At 68.1% G+C, this 13,078-nt stretch carries 9 protein-coding genes; 7 read left to right on the forward strand and 2 right to left on the reverse strand.

Annotated elements, in window-relative coordinates:
- Positions 1 to 33 precede the first annotated feature (33 nt).
- Positions 34 to 780 (reverse strand): IclR family transcriptional regulator, encoded by a 747-nt coding sequence (locus tag OG303_RS42365; protein WP_405875221.1) that lies wholly within the window; start codon positions 778 to 780, stop codon positions 34 to 36.
- A gap of 202 nt (positions 781 to 982) precedes the next feature.
- On the opposite strand from OG303_RS42365, the gene betA reads away from it, so the two are divergent.
- Together betA and OG303_RS42375 are read left to right on the forward strand one after the other, a co-directional pair.
- Positions 983 to 2,659, forward strand: coding sequence for a choline dehydrogenase (gene betA / locus OG303_RS42370; protein ID WP_405875222.1), 1,677 nt, complete (start codon positions 983 to 985; stop codon positions 2,657 to 2,659).
- A 3-nt stretch (positions 2,660 to 2,662) separates the two neighbouring features.
- Complete coding sequence (locus OG303_RS42375; RefSeq protein WP_405875223.1) at positions 2,663 to 3,499, forward strand: 5,10-methylenetetrahydrofolate reductase; 837 nt, start codon at positions 2,663 to 2,665, stop codon at positions 3,497 to 3,499.
- Positions 3,500 to 3,683: 184 nt separating this feature from the next.
- Here the strand turns inward: OG303_RS42375 and purU are convergent, their stop codons facing one another.
- The gene (gene purU / locus OG303_RS42380; RefSeq protein ID WP_405875224.1) at positions 3,684 to 4,556 is read right to left on the reverse strand and encodes a formyltetrahydrofolate deformylase; all 873 of its coding nucleotides are present in this window, start codon (positions 4,554 to 4,556) and stop codon (positions 3,684 to 3,686) included.
- Between the two features lie 218 nt (positions 4,557 to 4,774).
- Here purU and OG303_RS42385 point away from each other — a divergent pair, with 218 nt between their 5' ends.
- The 5 genes from OG303_RS42385 to OG303_RS42405 all read left to right on the forward strand — a co-directional run bounded on the left by OG303_RS42385 (position 4,775) and on the right by OG303_RS42405 (position 13,012).
- Positions 4,775 to 6,244, forward strand: coding sequence for an aldehyde dehydrogenase family protein (locus OG303_RS42385; protein ID WP_405875225.1), 1,470 nt, complete (start codon positions 4,775 to 4,777; stop codon positions 6,242 to 6,244).
- A gap of 19 nt (positions 6,245 to 6,263) precedes the next feature.
- Positions 6,264 to 7,352 carry a glycine betaine/L-proline ABC transporter ATP-binding protein gene (locus OG303_RS42390; protein ID WP_405875226.1) on the forward strand — a complete coding sequence of 363 codons (1,089 nt, stop codon included), beginning with the start codon at positions 6,264 to 6,266 and terminating at the stop codon, positions 7,350 to 7,352.
- The gene (locus OG303_RS42395) at positions 7,352 to 9,352 is read left to right on the forward strand and encodes an ABC transporter permease (RefSeq protein ID WP_405875227.1); all 2,001 of its coding nucleotides are present in this window, start codon (positions 7,352 to 7,354) and stop codon (positions 9,350 to 9,352) included. The genes OG303_RS42390 and OG303_RS42395 overlap by 1 nt, the downstream gene beginning before the upstream one ends.
- A gap of 14 nt (positions 9,353 to 9,366) precedes the next feature.
- The gene (locus OG303_RS42400) at positions 9,367 to 10,329 is read left to right on the forward strand and encodes an ABC transporter substrate-binding protein (RefSeq protein WP_405875228.1); all 963 of its coding nucleotides are present in this window, start codon (positions 9,367 to 9,369) and stop codon (positions 10,327 to 10,329) included.
- A 244-nt stretch (positions 10,330 to 10,573) separates the two neighbouring features.
- Positions 10,574 to 13,012, forward strand: a complete 2,439-nt coding sequence (locus OG303_RS42405; protein ID WP_405875229.1) for an FAD-dependent oxidoreductase — start codon at positions 10,574 to 10,576, stop codon at positions 13,010 to 13,012.
- Positions 13,013 to 13,078 lie beyond the last annotated feature (66 nt).

Raw genomic sequence — 13,078 nt, forward strand, 5'->3', positions numbered from 1 at the left:
CCGATGGCACATCGCGCACTTCCAGCGGGATGCTCAGCCCAGGTACCCCATCCGGTGACTGATCTCCTCCGCACCCTTGATCAGCACCGGGGCGAGCGCGCGCATCCGCTCCTCCGTGAACCGGTACGAGGGCCCGGAGGCCGTGACCGCCGCGATGACCTCTCCGTCCCGGTCGAGGACCGGCGCGGCCATGGCGTGCAGGCCGAGTTCCAGCTCTTCCTTGGTCCAGGCGTAGCCGGCCTCCCGCACCTCGGCGAGGTTCTTCTCGAGCTTCGCCTTCGAGGTGTAGGTGTGCGGCGTGACCTTCTTGAGGCCGGCCTCGGCCAGCAGCGTGGCGCGCTCCTTGGCGGGCAGGTACGCCAGCAGGACCTTGCCGCTCGACGTCGCGTGCAGCGGGGTCAGCTGGCCGACCCAGTTGTGCGCGGTGACCGCTCCCGGGCCGCGCACCTGGTAGAGGTTGATCGCGTAGTGCTCCTGCAGCACCGCGATGTTGACCGTCTCGCCGAGTTCCTCGGCCAGGCGCTCGCAGACCGGGCGGCCCTGCTGAGTGATGTCGATCCGTCCCGTGACCCCGCCGGCCAGGCGTACGATGCCGAAGCCGAGCCGGTACTTGCCGCGCTCGCCCGCCTGCTCCACCAGACCGCGCGTCTCCAGGGCGCCGAGCAGACGGAACGCGGTGGATTTGTGAACATCGATCTCGGCGGCCACCTCGCTGACGCCCGCCTCGCCCCGCTGGGCAAGGATCTCGAGGACGCTGATGGCGCGGTCGACCGACTGCACTCCGCCGGTCTGTGAATTTGACGTTTCGGTGTCTGTGCTGTGGTTGCTCACAGCGAAACTATACGCGCAGTAAACAACACCAGTGCAAGTAACCGAGTCGAAACGAAGGCCACGTAAGTTGCGTGGCTCGCAACCTAGTGCGTATAGCGCTACTAGTACTAGCATGCGTCGCGTATCTACGGCGCGAGCGAGACGAGGCACCATGGCTCCCCTGCAATACGACTTCGTCATCGTCGGCGGCGGATCGGCCGGCAGCGCACTGGCGAACAGACTCTCCGCGGACCCGGCGAACCGGGTCCTGGTCCTGGAGGCCGGCCGGTCCGACTATCCGTGGGACGTCTTCATCCACATGCCGGCCGCGCTGACCTACCCGATCGGCAGCCGCTTCTACGACTGGAAGTACGAGTCCGAGCCGGAGCCGCACATGGGCGACCGGCGCATCTACCACGCACGTGGCAAGGTGCTCGGCGGCTCCAGCAGCATCAACGGCATGATCTTCCAGCGCGGCAACCCCATGGACTACGAGCGCTGGGCGTCCGACCCCGGCATGGAGACCTGGGACTACGCGCACTGTCTGCCGTACTTCCGCAGGATGGAGAACTGTCTCGCGGCCGACCCGGACGACGAGTTCCGCGGCCATGACGGCCCCCTCGTCCTCGAACGCGGCCCGGCCAGCAACCCTCTCTTCGGCGCCTTCCTCAAGGCCACCGAGGAGGCGGGCTACGCCCCCACGGACGATGTCAACGGCTATCGGCAGGAGGGCTTCGCCAAGTTCGACCGCAACGTCCACCGCGGACGCCGGCTGTCGGCCTCGAAGGCGTACCTCAAGCCCGCGAAGAAGCGTCCCAACCTCACCGTCACGACTCGTGCCCTCGTCACCCGCGTCCTCTTCGAGGGCAAGAAGGCCGTCGGTGTCGAGTACCAGCGCGGCAAGGGTGCGCTCCAGCAGGTCCGCGCCAAGGAGGTCATCCTCTGCGGCGGCGCGATCAACTCCCCGCAGCTGCTGCAGCTTTCCGGCGTCGGCAACGCCGAGGAGCTGCGCGCCCTCGGCATCGACGTCGTGCACGACCTCCCCGGCGTCGGCGAGAACATGCAGGACCACCTGGAGGTGTACATCCAGTACGCCTGCAAGCAGCCCGTCTCCATGCAGCCGTACCTGGCGAAGTGGCGGGCGCCCTTCATCGGCCTCCAGTGGCTGTTCCGCAAGGGCCCGGCCGCGACGAACCACTTCGAGGCAGGCGGCTTCGCCCGGAGCAACGAGGACGTCGAGTACCCCAACCTGATGTTCCACTTCCTGCCGATCGCGGTCCGCTACGACGGCTCCGTGCCGGCCGGCGGCCACGGCTACCAGGTGCACGTGGGGCCCATGTACTCCGACGCCATCGGCTCGGTGAAGATCAAGAGCAAGGACCCGCGCGAGCACCCGGCGCTGCGCTTCAACTACCTCTCCACCGAGCAGGACCGCCGTGAGTGGGTCGAGGCGATCCGTGTGGCCCGCAAGCTCCTCAACCAGCCCGCGATGGCCGCGTACAACAACGGCGAGGTCTCGCCCGGCCCGTCCGTGGAGACGGACGAGGAGATCCTCGACTGGGTCGCCAAGGACGGCGAGACCGCCCTGCACCCGTCCTGCACCTGCAAGATGGGCCCCTCCGCAGACGAGAGGGCCGTCGTCGACCCGGCCAGCATGCGGGTGCACGGCGTGGAGGGCCTGCGCGTCGTGGACGCCTCCGTCATGCCATACGTCACCAACGGCAACATCTACGCACCGGTGATGATGATCGCCGAGAAGGCCGCCGACCTGATCCTCGGCAAGGAGCCGCTGCCCGCCTCCAAGGCCGCGTACTACCGCCACCGGGACGCCCAGAAGCAGGCCGGGTAGACGTTGGGCGCCGCAGGACTCCGGGCGTTGCTGGAGAACGTCCGCTACGAGGTGCTGCCCGCGAAGGCGACCGAGGACAAGGTCCTCGCCCATGTCCCGAGCGACGTCGTGGTCACGATCACGGCGTCGCCGGTCAAGGGCCTGGAACCGACCCTCGATCTCACCGCCCGGCTCGCGGCGCACGGTTACCGCGTCGCCCCGCACGTGCCCGCGCGGCTGCTGCGGGACGAGGTGCACCTGAAGGAGGTCGTCGAGCGGCTGCGTGAGGCGGGCGTGGACGACGTCTTCGTCCCGGCGGGCGACGCCGACCCGCCGGCCGGGGCCTACGACGGCGCTCTGCCCGTGCTGCGCACGCTGAGCGAGCTGGGCAGCCCCTTCACCCACGTCGGCGTCACCGGCTATCCCGAGAGCCACCCCCTCATCCACGACGACGTCACCATCCAGGCCATGTGGGACAAGCGCGAGCACGCCACGTACATCGTGAGCAACCTCTGCTTCGACGCGCGCGTGCTGGGGGAGTGGGTGGCTCGGATACGGCGCCGGGACGTCGCTCTGCCCGTGTACCTGGGCGTCGCCGGACCCGTGCAGCGGACGAAGCTGCTCGCGATGGCGACGAAGATCGGGGTGGGGGAGTCGACGCGCTTCCTGACCAAGCACGCCTCGTGGTTCCTGCGGTTCGCGGCCCCCGGCGGGTACTCCCCCGAGAGGCTGCTGACCCGCACCGAGGAGGCCCTCACGGCGCCTTCGGCGGGGGTGACAGGGCTGCACCTGTTCACGTTCAACCAGATCGCCGAGACGGAGCGGTGGCGCTGCGCTGTGCTGGAGCGGCTTGGGGGCTGAGGGTGTGCGGCGCGCCCTGCCGGGGGCTGCCACCCCCGGCCCCCGCTTCGGCCCTTGAAGGGCCTTGTCCTCAAACGCCGGACGGGCTGAGATAGGCCGACCGGCGCTGAGAATTGCCGGCCGATGTCCGTATACGACTGCGGGGCGGGTCCGAGTCCGGACCCGCCCCGCAGCCACGTCCTGCTCAGCGGAAGACCACCGTACGGTTGCCGTCCACCATCACCCGGCTCTCGCTGTGCCACTTCACCGCGTGCGCGAGTACCTGTGCCTCCACGTCCCGGCCGACCGTGACCAGCTCGCCGGGGTCGAGCGAGTGGTCCACCCTGACCACGTCCTGCTCGATGATCTGCCCCTCGTCCAGGTCCGGTGTCACGTAGTGCGCCGTCGCGCCGACGAGCTTCACTCCGCGGTCATACGCCTGTACGTACGGGCGCGCGCCCTTGAAGCTGGGGAGGAAGGAGTGGTGGATGTTGATGGCGCGGCCGTCCAGCTGCTTGCACAGGTCGTCGGAGAGGACCTGCATGTAGCGGGCCAGCACCACCAGGTCGACGTCCAGCTCGCCAACGAGCTCCAGCAGCCGTGCCTCGGCCTCCGGTTTGGTGTCCTTTGTCACCGGGATGTGGTGGAAGGGGATGCCGTAGGTCTCCGCCAGCCCTTCGAAGTCCCGGTGGTTGGAGACGATCGCCGGGATCTCGATGTTGAGGGCGCCGGTGCGCCTGCGGAAGAGCAGATCGTTGAGGCAGTGCCCGAACTTGGACACCATGATCAGCGTCCGGGTCGGGGTCGAGGCGTCCCGTAGGCTCCAGGAGATCCGGTAGGCCTCGGCGACCGGTCCAAACCGGTAACGCAGATTTTTCAGGTCCGCGTTTGGATCGGAAACATCGAAGTGGACCCTCATGAAGAAACGGCCCTGGAGTCGATCATCGAACTGCTGGCTTTCCAGGATGTTGCCCGAGTTCCTGACGAGGAAGCCGCTCACGGCGTGGACCAGTCCCGTGCTGTCGGGACACGAGAGAGTGAGGACGTACTCACGGCCGGGCTGCGGACGAGGGGACATGATGGCCTCCGTCGGTGCGTATTGCACAACTAGGTGAGCGATACGCAACATGGTCGGCTCGCCGCCCGCTTGCGGTCAAGGGTGGCCGCGCAACTGCTCGCATAGCGAAATCGTCATCCGCCAACCACTTGACGTATGTCTGCACATTCGCCAGGGTGTTCCACCACAAGCAATTGGATGCACGATGCGCAACGAATTTCTGTTGAAAGGCTTGGCGCGTGGCAGACCTGTATGTGGACGGAGAATGGCGGGAGCCGGTGGCCGGTGGTCACCGCGAAATCCGCTGTCCCGCTGACGGCACGCTCTCGGCGACCGTAGCGGAAGGGACGCGTCCCGACACGGAGGCGGCGATCGCCGCGGCCCGCCGAGCCTTCGACGAGGGGCCCTGGCCCCGCACCTCCGAGCGGGAGCGCGGAGCGCTGCTCCTGCGCACCGCCGACCTCATCGAGCGCGACGCCAAGGAGTTCGCCCGCGCCGAATCGCTGGACACCGGCAAGCGCCTGGTGGAGAGCGAGTACGACATCGCCGACATCGTCTCCTGCTTCCGCTACTACGGCGGGATCGGCGGCACCGACGCCGGCCGCGTGATCGACACCGGCCGCGACGACGCCGTGAGTCGTGTCGTGTACGAGCCCATCGGCGTGTGCGGGCTGATCACTCCATGGAACTACCCACTGCTGCAGGCCAGTTGGAAGGTCGCTCCGGCCCTCCTGGCGGGCAACACGATCGTCCTCAAGCCCAGTGAGCTCACCCCCTCCACCTCGATCCTGCTCATGAAGGCACTCGAGGAGGCCGGGCTCCCGGCCGGCGCCGCCAACCTCGTCCTGGGCACGGGCCCCGAGGTGGGCGCACCGCTCTCCGAGGACCCGGCCGTGGACATGGTCTCCTTCACCGGAGGCCTGGAGACCGGCAAGCGGATCATGGCCACCGCCGCCTCCACCGTGAAAAAGGTGGCGCTGGAGCTCGGCGGGAAGAACCCCAACGTCGTCTTCGCCGACGCCGACTTCGAAACGGCCGTGGACTTCGCGCTCACAGCCGTCTTCCTGCACTCGGGACAGGTCTGCTCGGCGGGTGCCCGGCTGATCGTCGAGGACTCGCTGCACGACCGATTCGTCGACGAGGTCGTCCGCCGCGCCCGGCAGATCCGCCTGGGCGGGCCCTTCGACCCCGAGGCCGAGACCGGAGCGCTGATCTCGGCTCAGCACCGGGAGAAGGTCGAGGCGTATGTCGCGGCCGGTGTCGCCGAGGGCGCGGTACTGCGTTGCGGCGGCGAACGGCCCGCCGACCCGGCGCTGGCGAACGGCTACTACTACCCGCCGACCGTCCTCGACGAGTGCCGGCAGGACATGAGCGTGGTGCACGAGGAGTCCTTCGGGCCCGTGCTGACCATCGAGCGTTTCACCGGCGAGGACGATGCCGTCCGCATCGCCAACGACACCGAGTACGGACTCGCCGGCGCCGTCTGGACGCAGGACGCCGGCAAGGCCCAGCGGGTCGCCCGGCGGCTGCGCCACGGCACGGTGTGGATCAACGACTACCACCCCTACGTGCCGCAAGCGGAATGGGGTGGCTTCGGACACTCGGGCGTGGGTAGGGAGCTGGGACCGACCGGCCTGGACGAGTACCGAGAGCCCAAGCACATCTGGCAGAACATCCAACCCCGGCCGCAGCACTGGTTCCGCGGCTGAACGCCGAAAGAGGTCGATCGTGACCCCAACGCAGACCGAAGTGGCGCAGCGCCGCGGCACGCCCCAGGACTCGGACGGCACGCCCGTCATATCCGTGCGCAATCTGTGGAAGGTGTTCGGGCCGAAGGCCGACCGGGTACCGGAATCGGAGGAGCTCTGCGGGCTCAGCCGCCGCGAGCTCATGGACCGCACCGGATGCACCGCCGCCGTACGCGACGTCAACTTCGAGGTCGCGCCCGGCGAGGTCTTCGTCGTCATGGGCCTGTCCGGCTCCGGCAAGTCCACGCTGGTGCGATGTCTGACACGGCTGATCGAGCCCACCGCGGGTGAGATCGTCTTCGAGGGCGAGGACATCCGTGACGCGGACGACAAGCGCCTGCGCGATCTGCGCCGCCGCAAGTTCTCCATGGTCTTCCAGCACTTCGGGCTGCTGCCCCACCGCCGGGTGGTGGACAACGTGTCCTTCGGCCTGGAGATCCGCGGCATGAGCAAGGCCGAGCGCACCAAGCGGGCCCTGGAGGTCGTCGAGCTGGTCGGCCTCTCCGGTTACGAGAACTCCTACCCCGACCAGCTCTCCGGCGGTATGCAGCAACGCGTGGGCCTGGCAAGGGCGTTGGCCGGCGACCCGGACGTTCTCTTCTTCGACGAGCCGTTCTCCGCGCTCGACCCGCTGATCCGCCGGGACATGCAGAACGAGGTCATCCGGCTGCACCACGAGGTCGGCAAGACCATGGTGTTCATCACGCACGACCTCTCCGAGGCGCTCAAGCTGGGCGACCGCATCCTGATCATGCGCGACGGCAAGATGGTCCAGTGCGGCACCGGCGACGAACTCGTGGGCGCCCCCGCCGACGACTACGTACGCGAGTTCGTGAAGGACGTGCCGCGCGGCGACGTCCTCACCCTGCGGTGGATCATGCGCGAGCTGGAGGACGGCGACGCCCTGGACGGCCCCGAGCTGGGCCCGGACGTCGTGGTGAAGGAGGCCACCCGGGCCGTGCTGGCGGCCGACAAGCCGGTCAAGGTCGTGGAGAACGGGAAGTTGCTCGGCATCGTCGGCGACGAGGAGATCCTCGCGGTGGTCGCCGGGCAGGAAGGCGGCGCGTGATGACCGTCGCCATGGAGAAACCCGAGAAAACAGAGGCCGCGGAACCGGTCGCGCCCGCCAAGGGCGCGCGCAAGGTCAGCCGGCCCGTGGTCATCGGCGCGATCCTCGTCGTCTGGCTGGTGCTGTTCGCCGTCCTGCGCGGCAAGCAGACCCTGTCCCTGGCGGTGGCCGATCTGACCGACCTGCACCGGTGGATCAACGACTTCAACGACTCCATCGGCGCCAACCGCAACTCCAACCCGCTCTTCCTGTACTTCTTCAACGAGATCCGGCTGGTCATCGACAACCTGGTGACCTTCGTCCAGCATCTGATCTCCCAGCCGTCCGGGGCCCGCCCGGTTCCGGAGATCGGCTGGCTCGGCGTCGTCGGCCTCGTCGGATTCGTCTCCTGGGCCGTGGGCAACTGGAAGGTCGCCCTGCTGGCCGTGGCCGGCTTCACCTTCTTCGGGCTGCAGGGCCTGTGGCAGGAGTCCATGGACACCCTCGCGCTGATCCTGGTCGCGGTGTTCGTGGCGCTGCTGTTCGCCATCCCGCTGGGCGTGTGGGCGGGGCTGTCCGACCGGTTCAACCGGATCATGACGCCCTTCCTGGACTTCATGCAGACGATGCCGACCTTCGTCTACCTGGCGCCGCTGACCCTGTTCTTCCTCATCGGCGGTGCGTCCGCCACGATCGCCACCGTGATCTACGCGGCCCCGCCGACGATCCGCATCACGGCGCACGCCATCCGCAACGTGTCGAAGACGACGGTCGAGGCGGCCGACTCGCTGGGTGCCACGCGCCGCCAGTCGCTGCTGAAGGTCCTGCTGCCGATGTCCAAGCGGACCGTGGTGATGGGCGTCAACCAGACCATCATGGCCGCCCTGGCCATGGTGACCATCGCGGCCCTGATCAACGCACCGGGCCTCGGCGTGAACGTCCTCCAGGCGCTGCAGTCGCTCGACGTCGGCACGGCCTTCAACGCGGGCCTCGCCATCGTGATCATGGCGATCGTGCTGGACCGGGTCACGACCGCGGCCAGCGTACGCGAGGAGTTCGCACGCAACTCCAAGAACCGCTTCGAGAAGTGGCGCAGGCCCCTCCTCGGTGCCGGCGTCGTGGTCACGGCGGTCCTGATCTACCTGTCGCACACCTACCTGTGGGCGGCCGACTTCCCCGGTGACGGCGCCGTCGGCAGCCATATCGCGAGCGCGACGGACACCGCGGCCAACTGGGTACAGGACAACCTGTCGGGCTTGACCAACGCCTTCCGTGACGCCATCACCAACGGTCTGCTCAACCCGTTCCAGACGCTGCTCACCGACTCCCCGTGGTGGCTCGTCGGCGCGGTGCTGGTCGCGCTCGCCGTGGTGCTCGGCGGCTGGAAGTCCGGAATCACCACGGGCGTGTGCGTGGGCCTGCTGGTCGCCACCGGCGTGTGGTCGGACGCCATGACGACGATGGCCTCGACGATCGTCGCGACGGTGCTCGTGATGATCCTCGGCATCGTCTTCGGGGTGTGGATGGGCCGCAGCATGATGGCCGACCGCATGTTCCGGCCCACATTGGACGCGGCCCAGGTCATGCCGCCGTTCGTCTATCTGGTGCCGTTCCTCGCGCTGTTCGGTGCCACCCGCTTCACGGCCATCGTCGCCGCGATCGTCTACGGGGCGCCCGTCGCCATGAAGATCATCGCCGACGGGATCCGGGCCGTGCCCGAGACCACCGTGGAAGCGGCCACCTCCGCCGGGTGCAACACCTGGCAGATCATCACCAAGGTTCAACTGCCGATGTCACGCAGTGCCCTGACGCTCGCGACCAACCAGGGCCTGATCTACGTGCTGTCGATGGTTGTTGTGGGCGGCCTGGTAGGCGCGGGCGCCCTCGGCTACGACGTCGTGGCCGGATTTTCGCAGGGAGAGCTGTACGGCAAGGGGCTGGCGGCAGGGCTCGCCATCGTACTGCTCGGAGTCATGTTCGACCGGATCACTCAGGCAGCGGCGCGACGCGCGGGCGCTTAAAGGAGCAGGACACCATGGCAAGACACTGGCGAGCCGGCGCGGCCGGCCTGGCCGTCCTCGGCCTCACCCTCACCGCGTGCGGAGGCGCGAAGGTCGGCGACTCCTCCTCGGGCTCCGACAGCAGCTCGGGCAAGTGCGGCACGTTCAACCTCGCGGTCAACCCCTGGGTGGGCTACGAGGCCGACGCGGCGGTCGTCGCATACGTCGCGCAGCACAACCTCGGCTGCACGGTCAACAAGAAGAACCTGAAGGAAGAGATCGCCTGGCAGGGCTTCGGCACCGGCGAGGTCGACGCCGTCCTGGAGAACTGGGGCCACGACGACCTGGTGAAGAAGTACATCACCCAGCAGAAGACCGCCGTGGACGCCGGCCAGACCGGAAACAAGGGCATCATCGGCTGGTACGTGCCGCCGTGGCTGGCCAAGGCGCACCCCGACATCCTCGAATGGAAGAACCTCAACAAGTACGCGTCGAAGTTCAAGACGTCCGAGTCGGGTGGCAAGGGCCAGCTTCTGGACGGCGACCCGTCGTATGTCACGAACGACGCGGCGCTGGTGAAGAACCTGAACCTGAACTTCAAGGTGGTGTACGCGGGCAGTGAGGCCGCGCTCATCACGGCCTTCCGGGACGCCGAGAAGAACAAGAAGTGGGTGATCGGCTACTTCTACGAGCCGCAGTGGTTCCTGTCCGAGGTGCCGCTGAAGAAGGTCTCCCTGCCCGCGTACAAGACGGGTTGTGACGCCGACGCGGCGAAGGTCGCCTGCGACTACCCGGTCTACAACCTGAACAAGATCGTCAGTACGAAGTTCGCCAAGTCGGGCAGCCCCGCCTACAACCTGGTGAAGAACTTCAACTGGACGAACGAAGACCAGAACACCGTCGCCAAGTACATCGCCCAGGACAAGCTGTCCGACGAGGCGGCGGCGAAGAAGTGGGTCGAGGCGAACAAGGACAAGGTCGACGCCTGGATCAAGTAGTCCCGGGCGGCAACCGGCCCGAGCGGGCCCGATGGGAAACGCCGGTCGAACATGCCCGGCGAGCGGTGCGTGCAGGTACGCGCCGTTCGCCGGGCATTGCCGTGTTCCTGGGCGTGTTTCGGGCTGTTTTCCGACGTCACGGACCCCTTGACACCCCCTCCCCACGGCAGGCACATTGAGTTGCGCAACCTGAATCACGTTGCGTAGAAAGCAACTCGACGGTTTTGATTTCGGAGGTGCGGCGATGGCGGGACCGCGAGTGGTGATCATCGGGGCGGGAGTCGTGGGAGCGGCCCTCGCGGACGAGATCTCCGCGCGAGGCTGGAGTGACGTGACCGTGGTCGACCAGGGCCCGCTGCCCGCCACGGGGGGCTCCAGTTCACACGCCCCCGGCCTGGTCTTCCAGACGAACTCCTCCAAGACCATGACCGAGCTGGCCCGCTACACCGTCGAGAAGTTCTGCTCTCTCGACGTCGACGGCAAGCCCTGCTTCCTCCAGGTCGGCGGCCTCGAAGTGGCGACCACTCCCGAGCGCCTCGCGGAGCTGCAGCGCCGACACGGCTGGATCAGCGCATGGGGCATCGAGGCCCGGCTGCTGACCGCCGACGAGTGCGTCGAGCAGCACCCGCTGGTGAACCGGGACCGGGTCCTCGGCGGCCTCCTCATCCCGACCGACGGTCTCGCCAAGGCCGTCCTCGCCGTCGAGGCGCAGATCCGCCGGGCCACCGAGCGCGGCGTCCGGTTCCTCGCGCGCCATGAGGTCCTCGACGTCCAGCAGGCCGACGGCCGTGTCACCGGTGTCCTCACCGACCAGGGCGAGCTGCCCGCCGACATCGTCGTGTGCTGCGCCGGCATCTGGGGCCCGAAGATCGCCCGCATGGTCGGCATGAACCTCCCGCTGACCCCGCTCGCCCACCAGCTCGCCTGGACCGGCCCGATACCGGCGCTCGCGGGCCAGACGGAGGAGGCGGTGCGTCCGATCCTGCGCCACCAGGACGCCGACCTCTACTACCGCGACCGCTTCGACGGCATCGGCATCGGCTACTACGGCCACCGCCCGATGCCCATCACCGCCGACGAGATCCTCTCCGTCGACGAGGCCGACGAGATGCCGTCGGTCCTCAAGTTCACCGAGGACGACTTCGCCGACGCCTGGACCGAGACCCAGTCCCTGCTCCCCTCGACGCAGGAGGCCAAGGTCGAGGAGGGCATCAACGGACTGTTCTCCTTCACCACCGACAACTTCCCGCTGCTCGGCGAGTCCCCGGACGTCAAGGGCTTCTGGGTCGCCGAGGCCGTCTGGGTCACCCACTCGGCCGGCGTCGGACGGGCCGTCGCCGAATGGCTGGTCGACGGCTACTGTTCCTCCTTCGACCTGCACGAGTGCGACGTCAACCGCTTCGAGCAGCACCAGCTGTCCCCCGAGTACGTCCTGGCCCGCGACTGCCAGAACTTCGTCGAGGTCTACGACATCCTCCACCCGCTCCAGCCCTCGGGGGACCCGCGCCCGATCCGCACCAGCCCCTTCCACGCCCGACAGCAGGAGCAGGGCGCCTTCTTCCTGGAGGCGACAGGGTGGGAGCGCCCGCAGTGGTACGAGGCCAACGCGAAGCTGGTCGAGGGCCGCAACATCGCCACCCCCAACGACTGGGCGGCGCAGTTCTGGTCGCCGATCGTCGGCGCCGAGGCACAGGTCACCCGTGAGACCGTCGCGATGTACGACATGACGGCCCTCAAGCGCCTCGAGATCAGCGGCCCCGGTGCCGCCGAGTTCCTGGAGGGGCTGGTCACCAGCAAGGTCGCCAAGTCCGTCGGCTCGGTGACGTACACCCTGCTCCTCGACCACGACGGCGGCATCCGCAGCGACATCACCGTGGCCCGCCTGGCCCGCGACCTCTTCCAGGTCGGCGGCAACGGCAACCTGGACCTCGACTGGTTCAGCCGCCACCTCCCCGCCGACGGCACGGTCCAGGTACGCGACATCACCCCCGGCACCTGCTGCATCGGCCTGTGGGGCCCGCTGGCCCGCAAGGTCCTGCAGCCGCTCACGGACGAGGACTTCTCCAACGACGGCCTGAAGTACTTCCGCGCCAAGCGTGCCTACATCGGCTCGGTGCCCGTCACCGCGATGCGCCTGTCGTACGTCGGTGAGCTCGGCTGGGAGCTCTACACCACCGCCGACCAGGGCCTGAAGCTGTGGGACACCCTGTGGCAGGCGGCCGAGCCGCTGGGCGGCATCGTCGCCGGGCGTGGCGCCTTCAACAGCCTCCGCCTGGAGAAGGGCTACCGCTCCTTCGGCACCGACATGACCTACGAGCACGACCCCTACGAGGCCGGCGTCGGCTTCGCGGTCAAGCTCGACAAGGGCGACTTCATCGGCAAGGCCGCACTGGAGCGCCGCAAGGCCGACGTACGGCGAAAGCTGACCTGCCTCACCATCGACGACCCCGAGTCGGTCGTCATGGGCAAGGAGCCGGTGTACGACGGCGACCGCGCCGTCGGCTACGTCACCAGTGCCGCGTATGGCTACACGATCGGCAAGGGGATTGCTTACGCGTGGCTGCCGGCCGAACTCGCCACCCCCGGCACGGCGTTGAGCATCGGTTACTTCGACCAGCGTGTCGAGGCGGTGGTCGCCGAGGAGCCTCTGTTCGACCCGACGATGTCCCGTCTTCGTGGCTGAGCGGTTTGGAGGGGGTGCCGCGATGGGTCGTCATTCGTCTTCGGGTGCGTTGTGGCTTGTCGCGCC

It is taken from the genome of Streptomyces sp. NBC_00005, assembly GCF_045160215.1.
Lineage (GTDB): Bacteria > Actinomycetota > Actinomycetes > Streptomycetales > Streptomycetaceae > Streptomyces.

What these genes read in the sequence shown, in the direction of transcription:
- betA (WP_405875222.1), top strand. Translation starts at nt 983, where the DNA reads ATGGCTCCCCTGCAATACGACTTCGTCATCGTCGGCGGCGGATCGGCC.
- purU (WP_405875224.1), bottom strand. Translation starts at nt 4,556, where the DNA reads ATGTCCCCTCGTCCGCAGCCCGGCCGTGAGTACGTCCTCACTCTCTCG.
- OG303_RS42395 (WP_405875227.1), top strand. Translation starts at nt 7,352, where the DNA reads ATGACCGTCGCCATGGAGAAACCCGAGAAAACAGAGGCCGCGGAACCG.
- OG303_RS42400 (WP_405875228.1), top strand. Translation starts at nt 9,367, where the DNA reads ATGGCAAGACACTGGCGAGCCGGCGCGGCCGGCCTGGCCGTCCTCGGC.
- OG303_RS42405 (WP_405875229.1), top strand. Translation starts at nt 10,574, where the DNA reads ATGGCGGGACCGCGAGTGGTGATCATCGGGGCGGGAGTCGTGGGAGCG.